A 22737-nucleotide genomic window follows, 5' to 3' on the forward strand; every position below is an offset into this window, starting at 1 on the left:
ATCAACAAGGCGATTATATCACCACCAACTCATAAAAATCCTCTTTATTAAAATACCGCTGTGCCAGCACTTGTAACTCGGCTGCACTAATGCTCTTTATCACCTGGATATTATTGTAGAAGTAGCTCTCGTCCAGCTCGTTCAGGATCAGGTTTTTCCAGCGTTGTATTACCTGGAACGCACCGTCAAGATCGCCGAGGATGGAGCCTATCATGTAGTTGCGCACCAGCATCAGTTCGTCTTCGGGAACCTGCTCCTGTTGCAGGATGGCCAGTTCCTTGTATACTTCTTCTACCGTTTTTTCGCACACATCCCGGCCGGCTTCTGTTTGAATGGTCAGCGCGCTTGTTTGGCGGAAGTTGGAGAGATGGGAGTGAATGCCGTAAGTATAACCTTTATCCTCGCGGATGTTACTCATCAACCTTGAACCGAAATAGCCACCGAAGATGGTGTTAAGGACGAGCATCTTCGGGAAGTCGGGGTGGTAGCGGTTGGGGAAGGGGCGCGCTATGCGCACTGCGCCTTGTACACCATTCTCGTCGTTAAATATCCTGTGCTTCTTTTCCTCTGCGGGCATGATAGGCAGATCGGGGCGAAGTATTTCGCTGCGGCCATTCCAATCGTTGCTACCAAAGTATTGGTTAAGCAGGGGGATAATGTTAGCGGGTAAATTACCGGCAATGAATATTTTACAGTTGTTAAATGTGTACTGCTTTTTGTAGAACGCGCGCAGATCTTCGGTTTGCAGTGCATCGTACGCCATCATGGTGCTTACGCGGCCGTATGGGTGAAACTCACCGAACAGGTACTTGTCAATATAACGGTTGGCTACAAAGTCGCACTTCTGCAAACTCACTACCAGCCGCTGTTTCATGTTCTGCTTAAAGGTGGCCAGCTCTTCTTCGGAGAAGGTGGGATCAAGAATAACTTCTGCCATAGTGGGCAGCAGCTTCTCTATATGTTTGGTTAAACTGTGCAGGGTGTAAGTGGCGTTTTCGTGACTGCTGGCGCGGCTCAGGTAAGCACCGTAGTACTCGATCTGCTCGTTAATGTCCAATGCAGAATGTTTACCGGCGCCGTTCTTCATCAGGAAGTTGGTGGATGATGCTACCAGGCTTTCTGTTTCGTACCAGCTGCCGCCAGGGAACACCAGTTCCAGTTGTATCGTATCCTGTTCGTTAGAAGCAACGGAGTAAACGGGAATGCCATTGTCCAATACATGTTTCTCGTAAGGTTTCAGCACCACGTCAAATTCTACTGCATCTTTTATCAGGGGGGCTTCTGTTCTGTTTATCATATTAATTTTCTGCGTAGTAATGAATGGTGTTGGAATTCTTTTCGTCGAAAATGAGCTGCGCTTCGCGTTGAATATCGTCGGTAGTTACACGCTGGTAGTTTTCGAATTCGGTATTCATCTGTTCAGCATTTCCGATCAGTTCATAAAAGGCCAGGTTGTTGGCGCGGTTTAGCAGCGACATATCTTCGAAGGCCAGCATGCTTTCCACGCGGTTCTTCACTTTTTCCAGCTCGCGCTCCTGCACTTTGTTTTCCTGTAACTTCAGTATCTCTTCTTTGATCGCGGCTTCGGCGTCGTTCATTTTCACGCCTTTTACCAGTTTGCCGTCAATAGCCATCAGACCTGCGTCGAGGCTGCCGAAGTGGTAACAGTCAATGTTGGAGAACAGTTTTTTCTCTTTCACCAATACCTGGTGCAACCGCGATGAACCGCCGCCGCTAAAGATGTCGGAAATAAGATCGGCTGCGTAGTAGCGCGGGTCCTGGCGGGGATACATGTGGTATGCCATGTAAAGTGCGTCCAGTGGTACTTTGGATTTTATTTCGAGCAGATGAGCGCTGTTTTGTTTGGGCTCCTGCGGCAGGTTACGGGTATATTTATCGCCCGGCTCTATATCGCCGAACCATTTTTCTGCCAGTTCGCGCACCTTCTCGGTTTTTACATTTCCACCCACCACGAGTATAGCGTTTACCGGGCGGTAGTGGCGGAAAAAGAACGACTTCACATCGGTGAGGCTGGCGTTTTCGATATGCGACAGTTCTTTACCAATGGTCATCCAGCGGTAGGGGTGAGTACTGTACGCCAGTTCGCGCATTTTATGCCACACATCGCCATAAGGTTTGTTGATGTAGTGTTCTTTAAACTCCTCGCTTACTACTTTACGCTGTACGTCCAGGCTTTTATCTGAAAATGCCAGCGACAGCATACGGTCGCTTTCCAGCCAGAACGCTGTTTCCAGGTTTTCGGCCGGTAGTGATATGTAGTAATTGGTAAGGTCGTTGGTCGTATAAGCGTTGTTTTCGCCACCTGCCATTTGCAGCGGCTCGTCGTACTCCGGGATGTTTACCGAACCGCCGAACATCAGGTGTTCAAACAGGTGGGCAAAGCCGGTTTTGGAAGGATCTTCGTCACGCGCGCCAACATCGTACATCACGTTCATCACTGCCATGGGCGTAGTGGTATCTTCGTGTACCAGCACCCTTAAGCCATTCGAAAGGGTAAATCTATTATAGTGGATCATATTTACTGTTTAGTGTTTCCTATGCCCTGCACTGTAAAAGGCTGGGCCGGACAAAGTTATAACATTCAGGCTATGTAGCCTACGGCCTGTTTCCTGGCAAAATTCGTACTAAAGGATGCTTTTTACTACTATTCGCTTAATTAGCAGCTCTTTATCGCGCATTACCAGCAGGGTGGGGCGTGAGCCTACGTTTTTCAGCAATTCGCGGTAAACCTGCAGGCTGCTGGAAAAGTTGTTGTTCACGGCCACCAGGATGTCGCCTTTCCTGAGTCCCGCCTTTTCTGCCGGCGAGGCTTTGATTACATCGGTTATTTCCACCCGCCCGTCAATGAGGTACATAATAAGGCCGGTGTAGGAATAGTCGAACTGATCGCGGTAGTGTGTATTGGGGTAGAGGTAAATTTCTTTCTTCTCATAATTGATGATGAGGTTAAACCGGCGCAGTAAGTCATTGCCGATCATCCCCGCCAGCGACGGGTACGAGGTAATGTTGGTGATATCGTCGAAAAGGTAAGTGGGTACGTTGCGGAAGGCATAGGGGCCAATCCGGAACTCCTGCATGGTGGTGATCGACATCGTCATTTTACCACCCAGGCCCTGGGCTTCGGTTTGTATCACCTTATTCTTCTTTTTTACCAGGATGGAACTGTCCTGTACAAACTGGTTGCACAGCAGCAAACACATGCCTGCACCGGTATCAAAGTAGTAACGCTGGTCCAGCGTTTGTTTGCCGTTACGCAGCGGTGCCGCTACAATAGGAATATTGGAAATACTCGGCTTTAAAAGATGACCGCCGCGGGGGTAACGTACTTTGCCTTTGGCGTATACACCGATTTCCTCGTTATCATAGTTTACGGTCACAATGTACCTGCTTAAAAAGCTGTACCCGATAATACCATCGATCTGCAAACCGTACACCTGGCTGATCAGTTCATAGTCGTTCACGTGAAAGTTAAGACTGTCCACTTTGAGTCCGGGCAGGTTAAGCGTATTATTTTGTGCAAACGATACCACTTTAGACGCCCCCAGTCCACGCACTACCCTGTCTGACGCGGTGAGCTTAATTCCCAGCCTCACGCACGCCATGGTGTCGAGCGATATGCCGGCGCTGCCCGTATCGAGGATAAACTGCAGTGTATCCGGATAGTGATTAAGCGTGGCGCGAATAACCACTACGCCTCCATAGTATTGCCGGAAGGGAAATTTGGTGATGAGGGAAACATCCTGCCCTTCGAGATCAACGCCGGAACTCTGCGCCCTGGCAGCTAACGTGGAAATAAGCAGGAGTATACCAAACAGTGCGTGTGACAGACTTTGGCTTCTTATCATAATCGGGGATGCTCAGCGCATCGGGTGTTCTATAAATTTAACTTAAAACAGCTTCTCTCCCTTATCTTTTTATTACAAACGGCAATAAAGCGCCACTGAACCAGCAGATACGGCATAACGAACTGATTACAAGCCTAAAACAAGATATGTAGCGGTTACAACACGCGATCACTTATTTTGTACCTTTGCTATATGCAATTGCGGGATCTATACAAAAAAGCGCAGGAATTTGAGTTCCTCACAGCGGAAGAAGGGGTGTACATGTTTGAGAACGCACCGTTGGCAGAGCTGATGCACATCGCCAACGAGTTGAGGAAGAAACAGGTACCGCACGGAAAGGTGACATGGCAGATAGACAGGAATGTGAATACCACCAATGTTTGTACGGCCAATTGCAAATTCTGTAACTTCTACCGCATTCCAGGCCACGCTGAGGCCTATATTACCGACATCGAAGAATACAAACGTAAGATCACCGAAACGGTGAAATACGGCGGCGACCAGCTGTTGCTGCAGGGCGGGCACCACCCTGAACTGGGACTCAGTTTTTACGTGGACCTGTTTAAGCAACTGAAAGAACTGTTCCCCGACGTACGGCTGCACGCCCTTGGCCCCCCCGAAGTGGCCCATATCACTAAACTCGAAAAAAGCACCCATATAGAAGTATTGCGTGCGTTACAGGCCGCGGGCATGGACAGCCTTCCCGGGGCCGGTGCCGAAATACTGAACGATCGTGTGCGCCGCCTCATTTCCAAAGGCAAGTGTGGCGCCCAGGAGTGGCTCGATGTAATGCGTGCCGCCCACAAACTGAACATCGCCAGCTCGGCTACCATGATGTTCGGCCATGTGGAAACTGTGCTGGAGCGTTTCGAACACCTGGTCGATATTCGCCAGGTACAGAGCGAGAAACCTGAAGGTCACTACGGTTTTACCGCCTTCATCCCCTGGACCTTCCAGGACGTGGATACCCTGCTGGCCCGCATCCGCGGTGTTCGCAACACCTCCACGGCCGAAGAGTACCTGCGTATGATCGCCATGAGCCGCATTATGCTTCCGAATGTGAAAAACATCCAGGCCTCATGGCTTACCGTGGGTAAGTCGGTAGCCCAAATGTGCCTGCACGCCGGTGCCAACGACTTCGGTTCCATCATGATCGAAGAAAACGTGGTAAGCGCTGCCGGTGCGCCGCACCGTTTCACCTACAAATCCATCCAGGACGCTATCCGCGAAGCCGGTTTTGAGCCGCAGTTACGTACACAACTGTACACCTTCCGCGAAATACCGCAGGCCATCGAAGAGCAGGTGATCAACTACTAATTCAACGCACTTATATAAAGCCGCAATCCATCTGGGTTGCGGCTTTTTTTATTTCGGGGATCAGCGGTGGGAATACTATTTAACATCGTTGCGTCGCACTCTTCAGCGGCAACAACTACATTGAGCAGACAACAAGGCCATGTATATACCTCAACACCTGTCGCAAACACACCTGCAGGTCTAAAAAACCTTTAACCGGCCGCTTACCGGCCGTCCACATGCCGCTCAGGGGCCGCTCGTCACGTATCTTCCCCGTATGTTTCCTGTATCCACCTTCATAGTATGGCGGCACACGAAAGTTTGTGTGAGCGGTGCAGGTCAGGTTTTCCTGGTAAAATGCTCCGTTCGGGAACAGTTTTTCCTCCGTTCAGGAACAGTTTTCGCCTGGCGGCTGGCTTAACTTTGTAGCCTAAAACATACTATCATGGCTACATATATACAAAACACCATCACTTATGGCTTAACAGGCAAGTGCGGGCAAAATCATTACTTCCGGCAGCAACATGGCAAAACGGTTCTGTGCACAATAGAAAGGCCCTACCAAGGGCCGGCCACCGTCAAACAACAGGCGGCCAACAACCAGTTTCGCAAAGCGCAATTGTTTGCGAAGCAGGTAATTGCCGACCCCGAACGTAAGGCCGCCTACACAAGCAGGGCACGCGAAGGCTGCAGTGCATACAATATGGCAATTTCAGATGCTATGCAGGCGCCGGTAATTAAAAATGTGGAAACCGAACACCGCACAATTCGCGTAACAGCGATCGACAACTTTGCCGTAACGGCAGTTACCATAGCGGTGTACGATGAAACAGGCGAACTGGTGGAACATGGGGTCGCTGAGGTACCCACTCGCAAACTGCACTGGGAATACGAAGTAAACACCAGTTACGCTGCCCGTGTAGTCATAAAGGCGTTTGATGGGGCAGGCAACTTTGCGGAGCAGGAAACACATCTGCCCAATATAGTTCCTACCGTTGAAGAGTGCGACGCAACGGCGGATGAGCAGGATTTGTTACGCCGGGTACCACCACATTTTCACTATTTTAACATCTGCCCCAAAGTTGTGTTAAATGAGCGTTTGCGCGTTAAACCCAATGGCAATTTTGCGTTCTATACTCAGGAAAACAAAATTAACCGCTATGAAAAAGATAGGCATAATGATGATGGCAGGCGCGATGTTGGTGTTGGCGGCCTGCTCCAGCAGTACGAAGGTTACCTCTTCCTGGAAAGACGGCAACAGTGGCAGCCTGAACACCCGCAGCAAAGTGCTGGTAATGGCGCTGGTGGCACAAAAGGAAGGATCGTTACGCAACAGTATGGAAAACGAAATGGTGCTGGCGCTTCGCGCAAAGGGCTACAACGCCGTATCGGCTTACCAGGAGTATGGACCACAGGCGTTCCGTAATATGAACGAGCAACGTGCGGTTAGGCAAATCCGCGAGCGCGATATAGACCAGGTAATGACCATCGTGATGCTGGATAAATCGAAAGAGAAACAGTATGTGCCGGGCCGCGTGGCGTACGCCCCTTACGGACCTTACTACGGAAGGTGGTGGGGTTACTATAACTGGCGCTTCAATAATATTTACGAACCCGGCTACTACACAACCAATACGAAGTATTTCCTGGAGAGCAATCTCTATGATGTAAAAGACAAAAAGATGATCTACTCCGCGCAGTCCGAGTCGTTCGATCCACCGTCGGCCGCCCGTTTGGCCGTTACATACAGCCAGAAGATCGTAAAAGACATGGAGAAGCAGAACCTGCTGACCAGCAACAGGCGTTAACCAGGTAAGTACATTTGCAGTCATAATCTACAACAGGTGGGCCTTAGGGCTTGCCTGTTGCTTTTTAGAGAAATTGCCGGAATAAGATTGTAAGTTTACCGCCCCCTTATGTTAGAGATAAAGGTAAACGACACTATCAGCCTTAAACAGCTACAGCCGGAACACGCTCCCATGGTGTTCGGCCAGATACACACATCCCGTAAAACCCTGCGGCGCTTTTTGCCCTGGGTCGATTACAACACCCACGAGGAACATTCTTACCGCTTCATCCAGTTGATGCAGCGTAAAGCCGACGACCAGGAGGCTATTGCCTTTGGTATGTGGGAAAACAAAACCCTCTGCGGCGTATTAGATCTCCACAACTGGGACCACCAGCTACAGAAAGCCGAAATAGGTTACTGGATAGGCGAGGAGTATCAGGGTAAGGGCATCGTATCGGCCAGTTGCCGGGCACTTATCACCTTCGCATTTAAAAACCTGCGACTCAATAAGATAGAGATCCGCTTTATATTACAGAACGAGCGGAGTGCGATGATCCCGATTAAGCTGGGGTTTACCAAAGAGGGCACACTACGGCATAGTGCAAAACTGCATGGCCAGTATGTGGATACAGTGGTAATGGGGATGTTGAAGGCGGACTGGAAGTATTAGTGAGTCGGCGGTTTATACACTGGCTACCATATGTGTCTGACATACCTGCGGGCGGTGTATACACCTACGATACTTATAGACGCTGCGGGCGGGCTGTAAATCAATGTAATAGTTTAAAGTACCCGCAGGCGGTGTATACACCCACACAAAAAAGGGATGAGCTGCCGCCCATCCCCGCATAGCTTGTAAGCTTTATTCCATTATCAGATATCGCAAATGTTGATCGCCTGCTTCAGTGAAGCCAGCTTGTCTGCCTGCTTCGGCACGAACTCCTGCGCTACAAAACCCTTAAAGCCGGTTTCGTGTATCGCTTTCATGATCGCAGGGTAGTACAATTCCTGCGTTTCATCGATCTCATTACGGCCTGGTACACCACCGGTATGGTAGTGTGCAATGTATTGCTGGTTGTCGCGGATGGTGTGTATTACGTCGCCCTCCATGATTTGCATGTGGTAAATATCGTACAACAGTTTAAAGTTGTCTGAACCTACGGCTTTACACAGGTCTACGCCCCAGTTGGTGCGGTCGCACTGGTAGTCTTTGTGGTTCACTTTACTGTTAAGCAGCTCCATTACCAGGGTCACTTTTTTCTTCTCTGCATAACCTATCACCTTTTTCAGTCCTTCGGCGCAGTTGATAATGCCCTGCTCATCGTCGAGGCCTTTACGGTTGCCGGAAAAGCAAATCAGGTTAGTAAACCCGCCTTTAGCCGTTTCGTCGATCAGGTGTTCGAAATAGGTAACCAGCTTTTCGTGGTGTTCCGGGCGGTTCCATCCCTTATTAATGTTCCAGTCTTTACCGTTGGAATTCACCATTCCCACTGTAAGGTCATATTTCTTCACCAGGTCAAAATCCTTGGGATCTACCAGGTCGATAGAGGCAATGCCGTACTGCCGCGAAGCTTTACACAGGTCTTCCAGCGGAATACCGTTATAACACCAGGCGCATACAGAGTGATTGATCTTTCCTTTCATCGGCGCATCTACTGCGGATTCGTGAGCTTCCACACGTGTGGCCAGGGAAGATAACGCGGAACTTGCGAGTGCCATTGTCGCTACTTTTTTAATCGCATCTCTGCGGGATTGATGGTTTGACATTTGGGTAGTCTTTACTGGTGTCAATTTACTCGAAAAACCACTGGTATGCAAGGTTTTTTTTATGGCGCCCTACTGCGGCAGCAAAGCATTCCTTAATTAGCTGTTAATACGCTAAAATACTGGGCCAAAACGGGTTAGGTAAATGAACTAAATATCGCCGTCTTTCGTTTGTAAATGATATCCCTGCTGTGTTTTCCGCACCGTAAGAATTCTGGTAAGCAATTTGATTAATTAATATAAAAGCGGTAGTTATGGAAAGAAAATATACCCCCGGACTGATGTTCTGCCTGCTCATGGACCTTCTCGGATTTGCCAGCTACGCCATCCCCGTTTTCGGAGAAGTGGCAGATGTAATATGGGCGCCCATTTCTGCCATCATCTTTTACCGGATGTTTGGGGGCTCGCTGGGCACCTTTGGCAGCATGTTCAACTTCATAGAAGAACTGTTCCCCGGCCTCGATTTCATGCCATCCTTTACCCTGGGCTGGATATTGCGGTATTTCCTGAACAGGCGGGTGGCTGTAAAAGGCCTCAGATGATAAACAAGTTATCGGCATAAATAAAAAACCACCGGAGAACGAATCCCCGGTGGTATACCAAATGCTTGTTTATTATAAAAATCGTTTGTTCTAACCTCTGCGGAAATTATTCATTCCGCCACCAGCACCACCGCGGAAGTTACCGCCTTCGCCACGGCCACGGAACTCGCCACCCGGAGGGCCTCCCTGACCACGGCCACGGCCACCACCAAACTTGCCAAAAGTATATGTGAAGCTTAGCATAAAGTAACGCTGTAACACAATGTTGCGTGAATCGGATATCTGCGCAGTGCTTACGTTACGGCTAATGGCAATGTTCTGGCGGAACAGGTCGAACACCTGTGCCTTAAATTCACCTTTCTTGTTCTTAAACACCGTTTTGGAAACGAAGCCGTTCACCATGGTGTAATCCAGGTCATAGTCTGCACCACGACCGCGGTTAGCCGTATAATCTATATCACCACCAATCCTGATGCCTAAAGGCAGGTTCACATTAAAGTCCAGCGACCAGCCAAAGTCGTAGAAGTTGGTATTGCTTCTCTCTTTGTCTTCCGCACTCACGGAATCGCCACCGATGCGGGCTGCCGTATAGTTAATATAACCGGCCGCCGACACGTCGAACAGCTCTTTAAAGAAGTAATTGAGGCTTGCTCTTTCGCCTGCCGTCATGTTCTTCGTAATATTGAGTTCATCGTTCAGGTAGCTGATGGCGCGGCTGTAGCCCAAACCTGTATTCAGGTTTAACGAAGTTGCCTTATGGAACAACGGAATGGTGTTACTGATGTTTGCATTGAAATTATAGTTACCGCTACTCACGTTAATGTACTTGGCCTGTGTGGCGCCTTTCGCATCTATGAGGGCCGAATACACGATCTGGTTGGTTACGTACTGTGCATTCAGGTTAACAAAGTAACCTGCCATCTTAGCCGGATCGAAAGAGTTGAACTGGCCCTCTACACGGTGTGTAAATGAAGGTTTCAGATCGGGGTTACCCTGCAGTACGTACAGCGGGTTGGTAGAATCCGGCACGGGTTGCAACTGGTCCATGCTCGGCTGCTGCGTTTGACCGCGGTAGTTCAGGCGTAAACGTTTATTGCGGCTGTAGTTATAGTTAAACCTTAACTCTGGTGCAAAGTTGATCACATTTTGATTGGTAACCTGCGATTTGGTAAGGTTATTACTTGTCTGATCGTTGATCTGCAAACGGCCACCGATAGAGTAATCGTACTTCAGCTTCTGTGTACGGATGGCAATACTGGCCTGCTGGTTCGAGTAATCGTTGCGGTACAGGTTCGTCTGGTCTTCGTCCAGCAGGTCATACCTGTCGGTAACAGTATTGTAACGGTAAGTACGGCGGTCGTTATCCTGTGCATTGTTACGATAGTTATATCCCAGTTCCAGGTAACGGTCGGTAAATATCGGTTCGGTATAATCTACGCGGATATTGTAGTTCTTAGATACATTGTCCGATATCGCCAACTGGTTCGTGATCTTTTCATATGCGTCGGCAAAAGTATAAATGAGACCGTCGGTATAGTTATCCTGGTTGCTGGCATTATAGCCGAGGCCAAAGGTGGCGCTTACCGACCGGCCCTTTTTCCTGAACCTTTTGCGAAGCTGGATATCACCGCTGATCTCTGGTCGGGTAGCATTGCTGCTGTTCACACGGCTGCTGGTGTTAATGGGTGAGTTATCGAAAGCCAATGCTGCCGAGCCCTTGTTAGACGACATGTTGTCGGCCGTATTAAAAGAGAAACTTGGGTTGATGATCACCGAGTGAAAGGAGTCGATATCCCATTCGATACGTGCATTTAAGCGGTGGTTCAGGTTCGTTCTTTCTGCATTGGATGTATCGTAAGTTACCTGGTTCCTTTGTTCGCCGAGGGTTAACTGCTGCCTTCTGTTCCAGCTGCCGCTTACCCTGTCCATATGGTTAATGAAATAGCTGCCGTTAACGCGTACCTGTTTCCTTTTACCATATTCGTCGTTGAAGTTAAGACCGGCATTCCAGCTGGTGTTAAGGCCCGAGCCACCACCACTCGTTCCGCCACCACGGCCGCCACCACCGCCGCCGCCGAAGCTAAACTGGTCCTGGAAGCTAAAGCCCATGTTGTTCACGTTGTTGGCACCGGCTATAACAGATATCTTCCTGGTGTTCTGGAAGTTATTGAACATACCATTTGCGCCGTAGCGGTCGTCGGTACCGTAACCAACAGTACCCCGGCCGAATATGCCTTTACGTTTATCTGATTTGATAGTGATGTTAATGATCTTTTCTATCTCGCCATCGTTTACACCGGTAAACTCAGCCTGGTCCGACTTTTTATCAATCAGTTGTATTTTATCGATAATGTCTGCAGGCAGGTTACGGGTGGCCAGCTTGGGGTCGTTGCCAAAGAATGGTTTTCCATCTACAAAAACCTTTGTCACCTTTTCACCATTAGCGGTAATAGCACCGTCTTTGTCTACTACCACACCTGGCAGCTTCTTCAACAGGTCTTCCGTTAGTGCGTTCTCTCTTGTTTTAAAGGAACCGGCGTTAAATTCCAGGGTATCTGGTTTTACGCGGATGGGAGGTATTTGCTCCACGATTTCCACACCGCCAAGCGCTACTCCTTTTTGCGAAAGCGTAACACCACCAAGGTCAATTACTTTGGCAGAGTCCATCGAAATCGTTTTATAAAAGCCCTGATAACCAATATAAGTAATAAAAAGCTGGTACTTTCCGGCATCAATCCCCTGTATATCAAATGCCCCGTTTTTATCGGCAAAAGCAGATGCTTCTATAGATGAATCTTTGGCGTGTAGCAAGGCTACTGTTGCACCAGGCAACAGCTCTTTGGTTGTTTGATCGGATATAATTCCCTTAACGCGGCCCTTGCCCGACTGCGCCATTGAAACTACTGTGAGTGATGCGAATAAGAGTGTAAAAATTGCTTTCTTCATACAAGGGATTGAGCTGTAATTCTAATTACGATGTCTTTTAGCCGTACGTTAGTTTAAGTGCTGCTTATATTCAATTTGATGCGTGTGTACTAATGGTTACTGCTGGTTGGCCAGTTGCTCGTTCCGGAACTTCTCCATAAGTTGCCGGCGTTTCTCGTTCATCTCTTTCTGATCTACTTTTTCGGCTGTAACGGGAGGCATTACTTCGCCCGGCTGCACCGGTTTCAGGTCTACCTTTTTTGCTTCGATAGCGCGTCTTGCACTTTCTGCAGACAGAACAAAGCCGCCGTTCGGAGGAACAATACCATTGATGGGAGAAAAGGTTAACGGGATCTCGGTGGTATACCAGATCGTAAACACTTCTTCTTTTAATTTAACAGTCGCTTTTTTGCAATTGTACCCTGCTATCTTTTTGGTCTTGTCCGACTCTTTGAATTCGGCCGGTGATTTAAACTCTTCTGCAGTGAACCAGGCTTCCTTTTTTGCATCGGTTGTTTCCAATACCTGCAAAAACTGCTTTTTCGAAAGGTCAATATACGTCGTGTTCCTGAAGGGTAATTGCGGTATTCCCTGTCCGGCGCCATTTCCTGATGGACGGGCAGAACCGGCAGATGCACCGGCAGGCCCGGAAATAATTACTTCCTGTGTACGGCCGGCAGCACCGGCAGGCATGGCGCCTCCCATAAACATACCGCTGAAGCCGCCGCGCTCCTGTTCCAGTTTCCCAAATATGCCGTTGAAGGTAAATGTCTGGCCAAAGGTGATCACATCCGACCCTTCCGATACATTCACCGTTTCACCACCACCGCCAGTGCGAACCACCGTAATCCGGCTTTCGCCACCGCCGCCTTCTCCGAAGCGGGTAGTTACTTCATATTTAATAACGCCGGACGGGTCCTGCGCTCTAAGCGTTCCTGCGGCAGCCGCAAGGGAGAGGGAGAAAAGGCATGCTTTCGTTAAAAAGTTCATGATAACCAGGTTTTAGAATGACAGCACAAATCTCCGCCATTGTTCCTGTCTATGCGGTTAACTAGTATTATTTACTGTTAATTAATGTTAACACTTTGATCCTGCGTTGCTTAAGTTAACCAGGCTTATTTACTGTTAATTACTGTTAAGCATGTGCACGCCGATGCGCGCAAATAGGTAGTTTTGTTGAAACCGGCTCTCATGTAGCGGTAAACGAGCTTATCTAGTAACTATGCGAAATCGTATCCGGAATATTATCATTTTAATGAGCGTGTGTATACTTGGCATCTATTTGTTCCAGGGCTACTGGCTTTATACCAGCTATCAACTGCGCAAAGACGAGTTCAGCAAAGAGATCAATGATGCGTTACGTACCGCCGTGTTTAATAAGCAGTTCAACGATGTACGCCGCTTTATCCGGTTTCCCCATAACGATCGCGATAACGACCGCCGCTTCGAGCGTGGGGTGCCCAAAGTAATGGAAACCGTAGGAGGGGTAGTAGTAGGCTACGCCAGTAAAAGTGTGCGTGCAGAGCGGGCATTGCCAACGCGGCCTCCTCACCCGGACAGCCTGGGAGAACTAACTACGGTGCTGGCCCGTGTGGACTCTTCGGGAAAAGAGCGGGTGATGTTATTTCGCCAGCAACACGGCAAGGCAGATATAGAAACCGTTACCGAACTGTCCGACACCACCGTACTTCGCCTTTCACAATCACCCGACAACCGCAACCTGCGCGTGTATGCCGATTCCATGGCGCAGCAGATCTCCGACTTCCTGATTCTCAACAATATTTATAAAGACAGGTTTTCTGTTAAAAAGCTGGACTCCATTTATACACAAGAACTCAGCAACCGCGATATCGCAACTGGTTACCGTATAGACACCTTCCAGGCCAGTTTCGATTCCTGGTCGCGCGAAGGATTTCGCGATAGCCTTCGTATACGCGGACCCTTCCAGACTTCCAAGATCAACTTCAATCCTTTAAGTAATCTTTTTGTACAGGCCACTTTCGAAGCACCCGTTCCCTACATTCTAAAACAAATGCTGTGGATACTGGTAGGCTCCGTGGCTTTACTGTTACTTACCACCACCTGTTTCCTTTACATGATGCGCACCATCCTGAAACAGAAGAAGTTATCAGAAGTTAAGAACGACTTTATCAACAATATGACGCATGAGCTGAAAACGCCGATTGCGACGGTGTATGCCGCCGTGGAAGCCATGCAGAACTTTAACGCGCTTAACGATCAGCGCAAAACAACTACGTATCTCGACATATCAAAACAGGAACTCCAACGCCTGTCCGACCTGGTGGAGAAAGTGCTGCACATTGCTGCTGAAGAGAAAGAAGACTTCGACCTCTTCCTAGAAGAAACCGACCTGAACGAGCTGGTAGAAAATATCATCACCAACCATCGACTTAAAACCGCCAAGCCTGTTAGCTTCCACTTCGATCCGCTGGACGAGCCCGTGGTAAACGTAGACAGAACACATCTTTCCAACGCCATCAGCAATCTCGTGGATAATGCTATTAAGTATTCCCGCGAAAAAGCAGATATTACTATTCTCCTGAAAAGCAATGGCGGCAGGGTAGTGGTAAGCGTTAAAGACCAGGGCATCGGTATCCCTAAGCTCTACCGCGAAAACATCTTCGAAAAGTTCTTCAGGGTGCCCACAGGCAACCTGCATAATGTAAAAGGCTTTGGGTTGGGGTTAAGTTATGTGAAGAAGATCGTGGAGAAACATGAGGGCATCATCTCTGTGATCAGTGAGCCGGATAAGGGCAGCGAATTTATTATCGACATTCCCGCATAACAGGGCGATCTAAACTATTAACGATGAGCGCAAAAGTATTACTGGTAGAAGATGAATGGCAACTGGGGCAAATTGTTCGTGACAGCCTGGAAACACGCGGGTATAATATGCTGTACGCATCCAATGGCAAAGAAGCCTGGCAGCTTTACCAGCAGCACAAGCCTGACATCATTGTGCTAGACATCATGATGCCCGAAATGGATGGCTTTACGCTCACCACCGACATCCGTAAGCAGGACAAGTATACACCGATCATTTTTCTCACCGCCAAATCCCAAACAGCCGATGTGGTAAAAGGGTTTGAACTGGGAGGCAACGACTACCTGAAGAAGCCCTTCAGTATGGACGAACTGATTGTTCGTATGAAATCGCTGCTGGCGCGTTTTGGTAACCAGGCAACTGCCAGTTCTACTGCGGACGATACCGTCCCCATAGGCCAGTACGTATTTAATTACGCCCGGCAAACACTTACCCGCAATGGTCATACCGAATTCCTTTCGCACCGCGAAGCCGAAATATTAAAACGGCTTAGTCAACACCGCAACCAGGTAATGGAACGTAAAACCACCCTGCTCGACCTGTGGGGCGACGATAACTTTTTTAACGCCCGTAGTATGGACGTGTTTATCACCAAACTAAGGCGTTACCTCAAAGAAGATTCGCGTATACAGATCGTAAATATAAGAGGAGTGGGGTACAAGCTGATTTTCTAGTCATGCGTTTTCTATTCTCAGCCATAACGGGGCGCCCGGAGTTACCGGGGCCCCTTTTTTATGTTGATAGTAAGATGATATTTGATGGAAGAGTAACGGCAATTCATGATGAGCGAGGGAGCGATGCTTTGTTACTTTGATGCCTTTTGTTCCAGCACCTGCAGCAATTTGTATTCATACGGTCCGCGGTCGCGCACCATCGTATCCCGCGGGATGCGGGTAACTTTTAACTTAAACAGTTGTCCCTTTTCAAAATTGAACCCGGTGATGGGTTCCGATAATGTTTCCCAGGGTTCCTGTTGGCCAACAGGCCGATCGCCGTACTGCACTTCATAACACGTCGTTTTCCCAAAGCCCGGGCCGAGGTCGCAATCCTGTTCGCTCTTTACCCAAAACACCAGGTCTTTGGGTGCAGGTGCCGGTTTCTCCTTTGCTTTGAGTGTAAAACCTTCGCTACCGAAGTTGTTGCCGAGGTACGTCATATTACCGTTATCGAAACGGAACAGCATGGTATCTGTTACCGGGTTGCCGCTGCCAACGGTTACCAGGCTAAGCCGCAACTTGCTGCTATCCAGCTCTAACAGGCTGCCAATTTGTATAATTTCGGGCGTGTAGTTGAGGTAGTCAGTCACCATCCGCACTTCCCCGCTTCTGCTGACATTCAGCCGAACGAGGCGGCCGGGCGATGAAGCAGAAGGCAGCGTATCTTCATAAAACCCTGTTGCTATGCCCGTTTCAATCGTGTCGCTCACACCCGCTGGTTTGGGAGGATGATCACAGGCGGCGAATAGCATGGCGGGTAAAATCCATCTTATCAAACGGCTTTTCATAAGCGGTTATATTAATGACCACTACAAGTTAGGAAGTATCCCGTTAAAATCCTTCGTGCAGTATGCTGTATATTGCAGCGCCTTATGGAAATTCACTTTCCCGGCATCCCATTAACCTATTAAAACAACTATGTCCTGTAAGCCTGTTTTTCTTTTATCCATCCTTATCGTTCTTATTTTCGCTTCGTGTAACCGTGGTAAAAAAGCCCGCATGAAGAAGCAGGAAAACGCGCCTGCGGTACTCGGAAAGCGTCATCCTCCAATGGATGCGGCGAAGCTTACTGCCAAGGCGGTTGCGCTGAAGCTTTACGCGGAGAAGAACAAATACAATACAAACTATGCGCTGTTCATCGACTTCAGTGTGTTTTCAGGCACCAAGCGATTTGTGTTGTACGATCTGAATAAAAGCAAAACAGTAAGCACCGCGTTGGTGGCACATGGTCAGGGTAAAGGCAATTTATTTTCTGAAGAGGTGGTGTTCTCGAATGTAAATGGTAGTCGCTGCTCTTCGCTGGGGCGTTATAAAATAGGCACCAAGTACTTCGGGCAGTTCGGGCATGCTTATAAACTGCATGGATTAAATGCTACGAACAGCAACGCTTTCGACCGTTTTGTGGTGTTGCACTCCCACGCCTGCGTGCCGCTCGGCGAGAGTTCTTTTGGTATTTGCCGCAGCGATGGTTGTCCCACCCTTAACCCCGATTATTTCGAGCGGTTACAGAAAGTGTTGGATAAGGAAAAAAGACCGGTGTTGCTGGAGATATACCGGTAAACTTAGTTCCGTATGCTGCTTCGACAATATAAAAAATGGTCGAAAAGCAAAAGCATCTTTGCCCGTGGCTATTTTTTTTCATTGATGGAGCACTCAGTAATGGATATAACCAGAAATATACTGGCCAACAAAAACCCGGTACGGGGCCGGGCCTGTATGTGTTAGTTCTTGTATACAGTCGTCAGCAATTCAGAATCAAACATTACCGAGGGCGCGATCATCTTTTCCTGTAGCGGAATTTTATTCCCGTACCGTTGTGCCATGGTTTGTTTAACGATATCGCTGGAGAGGTCGAAGGAGCCGAGCGGCTTTAATTTGCCGATCTCCAGTCCGGTCGTTTCCTTATAGATTTTCCACACCAGCTCCGAGCAATAAATACGTTCGTCCGACCATTCGAAGAAGGCGTCGTAATGTTTACCCCTATATTTTTCCCCGGCCTTCTTCATTTTATCGATCACTCCACTATTAACCACATTATTGTCCTTTACTCTTTTGACTACAATGTGGTTGTGTGAACGGGCGGCCCAGCTTTCGAGCGGTGTATACATCACCGGCTCCACGGCTTCGAGTACATATAACTCACCGTTTTGTTTCAGCACCATTCCACAATGCGTCCATGGCGAATGAGTGGCCGCTTCTATAGCCTTACACTGCGGCGAAATAGAGCTCTGGAACACAATATCACCTTCGCGGATAGAGTCGGTGGGTAAACTTTGTTGGCCTTGGCCGGAAAAAGCATGTAAAACAAGGCTAACGAGTATAAAAAGTTGCTTATTCATAGAAGGGAGGGCGTCTATTTGTTAATGACGTCATCTCAAATTTCGTCATTAACAATTGAAAAAGGAATAGTAAGGCGTATTGACCATCCGTAATGCACACATAATATCATCCATTATGTTAAAATAACACCTAAATTATATTTAATTGTAATTTGTTGTAAATCTTTTCGATCTTAAATTATTCGTCATATTAAACCATATCATCATTAACAAATCTCATTAACATTCCATAAAATGCTTTGCTGTCAATTCGTTTAGGCCATTAACAAAAATATGTGGGTAGGTAGTCAATTAACCTGACATTACTTGATACAAGGCAGTAGTACTGCCGCACTTAACTTTAATTTTACTTTGTTAATGGCAATTTAACAATATGCCGGTATACCTTTGTGACGTCAATGAAACAACTACAAACGTCTGACCAACAGACGAAATTATTTTAGCCAACACATCCTTCGACACAGATTTTTTCCACCATCCTTTTGAAACCGGCGATTTAAAACATTACTGGTTAAAAAATTAAAGATGAAATTATTTTTCAATGGCTTATTGCCAATAGGCACCGCTTTGTTCCTACTTTTCACTTCCTGCTCAAAAGAGGCCACTACCGAAATCATTCCCCCGCACGAAGTGGCTGTAAAAGACACTGTGTTTACCATGAATAATAATGCCGACAAAACTAAAATACTCGAACTGGTGAATGCTGCCAGGGCTAACGGCTGCAACTGTGGTGGTGAAAAGATGGCGCCGGTTGGCCCGGTAATATGGAACACCCGCCTGGAGCAGGCAGCTTACCTGCACGCCCAGGAAATGCAGGATAGCGGTTACTTCAGCCACACTGGCGCTACGGGCACCAATGCTGGTCAGCGTATAACAAACGTTGGTTACAAATGGGCCGCTTATGGCGAAAACCTCGCCCTGGGTAATCTTAGCGAAGAACAGGTTGTTGCTGGCTGGTTAAACAGTCCAACCCACTGCCAGGTAATAATGGCCGCCCGTTACAGGGAAATGGGCGTGGCGCTTATCGGCAACTTCTGGGCACAGGAGTTTGCAGAACCTAAATAAGAAACAGTTTTCCTATTATAATATAAGACACAACGCTCTCCAATTAGCTTAATACATACCTGGAATAAACCATGCGGGGCTCCGCACGACCGTGCCGCCAAAGCGGCCTCCTTAACGAACCGGAAGATCAATTAACAATTGCTTGCCAAAGCTTTATAACGTTTTCCATATCCGGTTGTGACGTTGATAATGTGAGAAAGGAGGCTGCACCAACAGCACAACGGAGTCCCCGCTTTTATATAGCTGCTTTTGTTAACTCATTGATTTACTATATATAATTTCCCGTTAACATCTCTTTAGCAATCCTATTGCTTGACTTTTCAATTCCCGGATATACCTTTACACCATCAAAGCGAACAGACGTTCCGATTTTAACCCTTCCTCTGAAAACACTCCTTGTTTTATCCGATCCTGCATAAGAAAAACCCAGTACCTATTTGGTTTATCACTTTTTAACTGGGAATAATGAAAACGAATTTAGTCCGTAATATTACTGCGCTGGTTGTGCTTGTTACCATGTTTTCAAGCTGTGCGAAAGAGGTAGAACTTACACCGATTACACCTGGTGCTGGCGATGGGGAAGAGCCTACCGTAGTGATCATTGCTAATAAAATAAATAAAGATTCTTTGCTTTTGCTGGTTAATGAAACCCGTGCCAAAGGTTGTAACTGCGGCGGTGTTCAGATGGCGCCTGTTGGTAACGTTACCTGGAACGACCTGCTGGAATACGCGGCCGTTAAGCATAGCAAAGACATGAGCGATAATAATTACTTCAATCATAACAGCCGTAATGGCGCTACTCCGGGTGCAAGACTGGATGCTGTTGGGTACCGTTGGAATGCATATGCGGAGAATATTGCGAAGGGGCCTAAGGATGCAGCAGCAGTAATTGCGGGTTGGATTAAAAGCCCCGACCACTGTAAAAACTTAATGAACGGCTCCTTTAAAGAAATGGGAGTAGGAAGATATAACGAGTACTGGACGCAGGAATTTGGCGTCATCAATAACCCCAAATGATCAGGGCGGCGGCATTTTTTTACGCCACATCCGCCAGGAGACGTAGATAAATGCCGCCAAGCTGATGGTGAACCAGCTATAAAACAGTACCATCCGTAGCGGCGTCGACTCCTCAGGAACCGCAAACCCCAGGTAAAGCCCCAAAAACACATTGATCATCATCAACAGGAAAAAAAGGAAAATGGTCCGCATGATCCTTATAAAAAAGAACAGCACCTGCACGTCTGGCGGCATCTCTTCTTCCTCTTGTTTTTCCTGCTCATCACCTCGGTTTGTCATACTCCTCGCTTTATTGACAGTATAATTATTAAGGTAAGCACAATTTTGCCAAGGCCGCGCTGTCGCCCTTAAAAACGTTAAAGTCCACCCGGGTACGAATTCCGTTTACTCTCCCAATATCGCTATGCTGCCAAAACACCCAGTTACGGGTAATGCGCGGCCGGTCTTTCTGATAATAATGCGCGATCCATAAAGGATACTTATCAAACTCCTTTCCCAGGTACTTTTCGTAAAACCGGATATTAGTATAGATGATGGGCTTTACGCCGTAAACTTTTTCCATTTCCTCAAGCCAGATTTTGGCGGTACTGCGGATGACGGCGGGCGATTGGTTGTTGTGAACTTCGATGTCCAGCACAGGCGGGAGGTCGCCGCTTTCCAGCTCTACTACATTACGGAAGTTGATAGCCTGCTTCAGCGGATCGCGGGTGGAGTAAAAGAAATGGTACGCCCCGCGCACAAGGCCTGCCTGCCTGGCTTTATCCCAATTACGTTTAAAAGTAGCATCCTGCCGGCTAATACCTTCGGTGGCCTTCAGAAAAGCGAAAGAGATGCGAATATCATCGACCTGCATCTGTTTTACGGCCATCCAGTTAATTTCTTTCTGGAATTTAGAGATGTCGATACCGTGTACGGAGTAGTTTACCGGCATATCAATGCCAAACTCTTCATAACGAACGAATTCCGGGTCCTTTTGGCGCGAAAGCCACCACCAGGCACCGGTTGCCGCCATTCCCAATATGATCAGCAACAGGATAAAAGAGCTGTTGCCCCGTTTTTTTCTACTCACAGTTTCAGGGTATAGTATTTGTTTTAACAGCAAGTATAGCGCAATATTTTCTTAAGATATGCACATAACCAGTATTGTTATCTTATTTTTACGCAACAAAGGAATAAACCATGCCCGATTTTAACCTGAACGACGCACTTAATTTCATGTCGAAGTTTACCCTTCGCCGAGCCTGGAACGCCAGCAAGGTGCTGAGTAGTTATTACGTTAGCAAATGGCGTAAAACTCCCGTTCAGTGGGGCCTTCCAATATCTATCTCTTTTGAGCCCACAACATCGTGCAACCTTCGCTGCCCCGAATGTCCCAGTGGTTTGAGGGCCTTTACCAGGCCAATAGGGATGCTGGAAAGAGATTTTTTTAGTAAAACGATCGATGAGCTGTCTAAAGAGCTCATGTACCTGATTTTCTATTTTCAGGGCGAACCTTACCTGAACCCTTCGTTCCTCGAAATGGTGGAATATGCCTCCAAAAAGGGAATATACACCGCCACTTCTACCAACGCCCACTACCTTACCGACGCTAATGCAAAAAAAACCGTGGAAAGCGGCCTTGACCGCCTGATTATTTCCATCGACGGTACCACGCAGGATGTGTATACGCAGTATCGTGTTGGCGGTAACCTTGAAAAGGTTATTCAGGGAGCAAAAAATATCGTGAAGTGGAAAAAGGAGCTGAATTCGAAGAAGCCATTTGTGTTCTTCCAGTTCCTGGTGGTAAAACCCAACGAACACCAGATTGAGGATATTAAGTTGCTGGCGAAAGAGATTGGGGTAGATGAAGTGCGGTTTAAAACAGCACAAGTGTATGATTATGAAGAGGGTAACCGACTCATTCCTACTATTGATAAATACTCCCGCTATCATAAAAAGGACGACGGTACCTACGCGATCAAGAATAAAATGGGCAACCATTGCTGGCGCTTGTGGCACTCCCCGGTAATTACCTGGGATGGCCTGGTGGTACCGTGCTGCTTCGATAAAGACGCACAGCACCGCCTTGGCGATCTCAAAAAAACTTCCTTTAAAGCATTGTGGCAGGATGGTCAGTACGTGAAGTTCCGCACACAAATAAAGCAGGGACGCAAAAACATAGATATTTGCGCCAACTGCAGTGAGGGAACTAAAGTATGGGGCTAGTCGTTAGACGGCTCGGCCTTCTTCTTTTTTCGGCGATGGGTAACTTTGTTAAAAAGCTTGATGCCGAACCGAACGGCTATAAACTCCAGGGCTGTCATAGCCACACTCTTCAACACATTTTTAGACCCGGTGCTTTGCCAGGCCAGCTGCGCGAATTTGCCTACCGTACCAAACACGCCAGACTTGTGTAGTCCGGGCATGACGGTATTCATGGCCATGGATTTATAGTTCTCCTTAAAATAGTCTACGCGATATTCCAGCTCATTTTCGAGCATGCGCTTCCTTTTTTCAAGGCGCGATATTTCCAGTTCCAGGGAAGCAAAGTCGGTTACTTTTGATTTGGGCATGTGTAAATATTTGTCAGCCTT

The 22737-nt window shown here is 47.8% G+C and carries 22 protein-coding genes; 11 read left to right on the forward strand and 11 right to left on the reverse strand.

Going from position 1 to position 22737, the window contains the following annotated elements; translation table 11 throughout:
* Window positions 1-13: 13 nt before the first annotated feature.
* The 3 genes from QZT80_RS19795 to QZT80_RS19805 all read right to left on the reverse strand — a co-directional run bounded on the left by QZT80_RS19795 (window position 14) and on the right by QZT80_RS19805 (window position 3866).
* Window positions 14-1297, reverse strand: coding sequence for a pitrilysin family protein (locus QZT80_RS19795; RefSeq protein WP_295126120.1), 1284 nt, complete (start codon window positions 1295-1297; stop codon window positions 14-16).
* A 1-nt stretch (window position 1298) separates the two neighbouring features.
* Window positions 1299-2537, reverse strand: a complete 1239-nt coding sequence (locus QZT80_RS19800) for a pitrilysin family protein (protein ID WP_295126123.1) — start codon at window positions 2535-2537, stop codon at window positions 1299-1301.
* 108 nt (window positions 2538-2645) lie between these two features.
* Window positions 2646-3866, reverse strand: a complete 1221-nt coding sequence (locus QZT80_RS19805) for an aspartyl protease family protein (protein ID WP_295126126.1) — start codon at window positions 3864-3866, stop codon at window positions 2646-2648.
* A 192-nt stretch (window positions 3867-4058) separates the two neighbouring features.
* Between QZT80_RS19805 and mqnC the strand changes: the two genes are divergently transcribed.
* The 4 genes from mqnC to QZT80_RS19825 all read left to right on the forward strand — a co-directional run bounded on the left by mqnC (window position 4059) and on the right by QZT80_RS19825 (window position 7621).
* Complete coding sequence (gene mqnC, locus QZT80_RS19810; protein WP_295126129.1) at window positions 4059-5183, forward strand: cyclic dehypoxanthinyl futalosine synthase; 1125 nt, start codon at window positions 4059-4061, stop codon at window positions 5181-5183.
* A gap of 424 nt (window positions 5184-5607) precedes the next feature.
* The gene (locus QZT80_RS19815) at window positions 5608-6588 is read left to right on the forward strand and encodes a hypothetical protein (protein ID WP_295126132.1); all 981 of its coding nucleotides are present in this window, start codon (window positions 5608-5610) and stop codon (window positions 6586-6588) included.
* Window positions 6500-6970, forward strand: coding sequence for a hypothetical protein (locus tag QZT80_RS19820; protein WP_295126135.1), 471 nt, complete (start codon window positions 6500-6502; stop codon window positions 6968-6970). The genes QZT80_RS19815 and QZT80_RS19820 overlap by 89 nt, the downstream gene beginning before the upstream one ends.
* A 108-nt stretch (window positions 6971-7078) precedes the next feature.
* Entirely contained in the window at window positions 7079-7621 is a 543-nt protein-coding gene (locus QZT80_RS19825) for a GNAT family protein (RefSeq protein ID WP_295126137.1), read from the forward strand.
* A 203-nt stretch (window positions 7622-7824) separates the two neighbouring features.
* Here the strand turns inward: QZT80_RS19825 and QZT80_RS19830 are convergent, their stop codons facing one another.
* A complete protein-coding gene (locus QZT80_RS19830; RefSeq protein ID WP_295126140.1) occupies window positions 7825-8718 on the reverse strand; it encodes a TIM barrel protein in 894 nt (297 codons plus the stop codon).
* Window positions 8719-8969: 251 nt separating this feature from the next.
* On the opposite strand from QZT80_RS19830, the gene QZT80_RS19835 reads away from it, so the two are divergent.
* Complete coding sequence (locus QZT80_RS19835) at window positions 8970-9257, forward strand: hypothetical protein (RefSeq protein ID WP_295126143.1); 288 nt, start codon at window positions 8970-8972, stop codon at window positions 9255-9257.
* Between the two features lie 90 nt (window positions 9258-9347).
* Here QZT80_RS19835 and QZT80_RS19840 read toward each other — a convergent pair whose 3' ends face one another.
* Both QZT80_RS19840 and QZT80_RS19845 read right to left on the reverse strand, forming a co-directional pair.
* Entirely contained in the window at window positions 9348-12203 is a 2856-nt protein-coding gene (locus QZT80_RS19840) for an outer membrane beta-barrel protein (protein WP_295126146.1), read from the reverse strand.
* 96 nt (window positions 12204-12299) lie between these two features.
* The gene (locus QZT80_RS19845; RefSeq protein WP_295126150.1) at window positions 12300-13172 is read right to left on the reverse strand and encodes a GLPGLI family protein; all 873 of its coding nucleotides are present in this window, start codon (window positions 13170-13172) and stop codon (window positions 12300-12302) included.
* Between the two features lie 232 nt (window positions 13173-13404).
* Between QZT80_RS19845 and QZT80_RS19850 the strand changes: the two genes are divergently transcribed.
* Both QZT80_RS19850 and QZT80_RS19855 read left to right on the forward strand, forming a co-directional pair.
* The gene (locus QZT80_RS19850; RefSeq protein WP_295126152.1) at window positions 13405-14988 is read left to right on the forward strand and encodes a HAMP domain-containing sensor histidine kinase; all 1584 of its coding nucleotides are present in this window, start codon (window positions 13405-13407) and stop codon (window positions 14986-14988) included.
* A 23-nt stretch (window positions 14989-15011) separates the two neighbouring features.
* Window positions 15012-15701: a response regulator transcription factor gene (locus QZT80_RS19855; protein ID WP_295126155.1), complete on the forward strand. Its 690-nt coding sequence runs from the start codon at window positions 15012-15014 to the stop codon at window positions 15699-15701.
* A 131-nt stretch (window positions 15702-15832) separates the two neighbouring features.
* On the opposite strand, the gene QZT80_RS19860 is transcribed toward QZT80_RS19855, so the two are convergent.
* Window positions 15833-16531: a DUF4377 domain-containing protein gene (locus QZT80_RS19860; RefSeq protein WP_295126157.1), complete on the reverse strand. Its 699-nt coding sequence runs from the start codon at window positions 16529-16531 to the stop codon at window positions 15833-15835.
* A 211-nt stretch (window positions 16532-16742) separates the two neighbouring features.
* Here QZT80_RS19860 and QZT80_RS19865 point away from each other — a divergent pair, with 211 nt between their 5' ends.
* On the forward strand, window positions 16743-17303 hold the full coding sequence (locus QZT80_RS19865) for a murein L,D-transpeptidase catalytic domain-containing protein (RefSeq protein ID WP_295126160.1): 561 nt from the start codon (window positions 16743-16745) through the stop codon (window positions 17301-17303).
* 161 nt (window positions 17304-17464) lie between these two features.
* Here the strand turns inward: QZT80_RS19865 and QZT80_RS19870 are convergent, their stop codons facing one another.
* On the reverse strand, window positions 17465-18082 hold the full coding sequence (locus QZT80_RS19870; protein ID WP_295126164.1) for a YiiX family permuted papain-like enzyme: 618 nt from the start codon (window positions 18080-18082) through the stop codon (window positions 17465-17467).
* Between the two features lie 525 nt (window positions 18083-18607).
* Between QZT80_RS19870 and QZT80_RS19875 the strand changes: the two genes are divergently transcribed.
* Both QZT80_RS19875 and QZT80_RS19880 read left to right on the forward strand, forming a co-directional pair.
* Complete coding sequence (locus QZT80_RS19875) at window positions 18608-19147, forward strand: CAP domain-containing protein (protein ID WP_295126166.1); 540 nt, start codon at window positions 18608-18610, stop codon at window positions 19145-19147.
* Between the two features lie 465 nt (window positions 19148-19612).
* Window positions 19613-20164, forward strand: coding sequence for a CAP domain-containing protein (locus QZT80_RS19880; RefSeq protein WP_295126169.1), 552 nt, complete (start codon window positions 19613-19615; stop codon window positions 20162-20164).
* Here the strand turns inward: QZT80_RS19880 and QZT80_RS19885 are convergent, their stop codons facing one another.
* Window positions 20165-20443 (reverse strand): hypothetical protein, encoded by a 279-nt coding sequence (locus tag QZT80_RS19885; protein ID WP_295126172.1) that lies wholly within the window; start codon window positions 20441-20443, stop codon window positions 20165-20167. It abuts the gene before it with no gap.
* Window positions 20444-20471: 28 nt separating this feature from the next.
* Window positions 20472-21233 (reverse strand): glycoside hydrolase family 25 protein, encoded by a 762-nt coding sequence (locus tag QZT80_RS19890; protein ID WP_295126174.1) that lies wholly within the window; start codon window positions 21231-21233, stop codon window positions 20472-20474.
* Between the two features lie 110 nt (window positions 21234-21343).
* Here QZT80_RS19890 and QZT80_RS19895 point away from each other — a divergent pair, with 110 nt between their 5' ends.
* On the forward strand, window positions 21344-22369 hold the full coding sequence (locus tag QZT80_RS19895; RefSeq protein WP_295126178.1) for an SPASM domain-containing protein: 1026 nt from the start codon (window positions 21344-21346) through the stop codon (window positions 22367-22369).
* Here the strand turns inward: QZT80_RS19895 and QZT80_RS19900 are convergent.
* Window positions 22366-22716 (reverse strand): hypothetical protein, encoded by a 351-nt coding sequence (locus QZT80_RS19900; protein WP_295126180.1) that lies wholly within the window; start codon window positions 22714-22716, stop codon window positions 22366-22368. The two genes, QZT80_RS19895 and QZT80_RS19900, sit on opposite strands and share 4 nt — an antisense overlap.
* Window positions 22717-22737 lie beyond the last annotated feature (21 nt).

This window comes from uncultured Chitinophaga sp. (assembly GCF_902168175.1).
Taxonomy (GTDB): Bacteria; Bacteroidota; Bacteroidia; order Chitinophagales; family Chitinophagaceae; genus Chitinophaga.

Coding starts and splice junctions, on each gene's coding strand:
- QZT80_RS19885 (WP_295126172.1), bottom strand. CDS start 20,443: ATGACAAACCGAGGTGATGAGCAGGAAAAACAAGAGGAAGAAGAGATG.
- QZT80_RS19840 (WP_295126146.1), bottom strand. CDS start 12,203: ATGAAGAAAGCAATTTTTACACTCTTATTCGCATCACTCACAGTAGTT.
- QZT80_RS19820 (WP_295126135.1), top strand. CDS start 6,500: ATGGAAAACGAAATGGTGCTGGCGCTTCGCGCAAAGGGCTACAACGCC.
- QZT80_RS19895 (WP_295126178.1), top strand. CDS start 21,344: ATGCCCGATTTTAACCTGAACGACGCACTTAATTTCATGTCGAAGTTT.
- QZT80_RS19800 (WP_295126123.1), bottom strand. CDS start 2,537: ATGATCCACTATAATAGATTTACCCTTTCGAATGGCTTAAGGGTGCTG.
- QZT80_RS19900 (WP_295126180.1), bottom strand. CDS start 22,716: ATGCCCAAATCAAAAGTAACCGACTTTGCTTCCCTGGAACTGGAAATA.
- QZT80_RS19815 (WP_295126132.1), top strand. CDS start 5,608: ATGGCTACATATATACAAAACACCATCACTTATGGCTTAACAGGCAAG.
- mqnC (WP_295126129.1), top strand. CDS start 4,059: ATGCAATTGCGGGATCTATACAAAAAAGCGCAGGAATTTGAGTTCCTC.
- QZT80_RS19850 (WP_295126152.1), top strand. CDS start 13,405: ATGCGAAATCGTATCCGGAATATTATCATTTTAATGAGCGTGTGTATA.
- QZT80_RS19795 (WP_295126120.1), bottom strand. CDS start 1,297: ATGATAAACAGAACAGAAGCCCCCCTGATAAAAGATGCAGTAGAATTT.
- QZT80_RS19835 (WP_295126143.1), top strand. CDS start 8,970: ATGGAAAGAAAATATACCCCCGGACTGATGTTCTGCCTGCTCATGGAC.
- QZT80_RS19860 (WP_295126157.1), bottom strand. CDS start 16,531: ATGAAAAGCCGTTTGATAAGATGGATTTTACCCGCCATGCTATTCGCC.
- QZT80_RS19805 (WP_295126126.1), bottom strand. CDS start 3,866: ATGATAAGAAGCCAAAGTCTGTCACACGCACTGTTTGGTATACTCCTG.
- QZT80_RS19880 (WP_295126169.1), top strand. CDS start 19,613: ATGAAAACGAATTTAGTCCGTAATATTACTGCGCTGGTTGTGCTTGTT.
- QZT80_RS19855 (WP_295126155.1), top strand. CDS start 15,012: ATGAGCGCAAAAGTATTACTGGTAGAAGATGAATGGCAACTGGGGCAA.
- QZT80_RS19830 (WP_295126140.1), bottom strand. CDS start 8,718: ATGTCAAACCATCAATCCCGCAGAGATGCGATTAAAAAAGTAGCGACA.
- QZT80_RS19865 (WP_295126160.1), top strand. CDS start 16,743: ATGAAGAAGCAGGAAAACGCGCCTGCGGTACTCGGAAAGCGTCATCCT.
- QZT80_RS19870 (WP_295126164.1), bottom strand. CDS start 18,082: ATGAATAAGCAACTTTTTATACTCGTTAGCCTTGTTTTACATGCTTTT.
- QZT80_RS19875 (WP_295126166.1), top strand. CDS start 18,608: ATGAAATTATTTTTCAATGGCTTATTGCCAATAGGCACCGCTTTGTTC.
- QZT80_RS19825 (WP_295126137.1), top strand. CDS start 7,079: ATGTTAGAGATAAAGGTAAACGACACTATCAGCCTTAAACAGCTACAG.
- QZT80_RS19845 (WP_295126150.1), bottom strand. CDS start 13,172: ATGAACTTTTTAACGAAAGCATGCCTTTTCTCCCTCTCCCTTGCGGCT.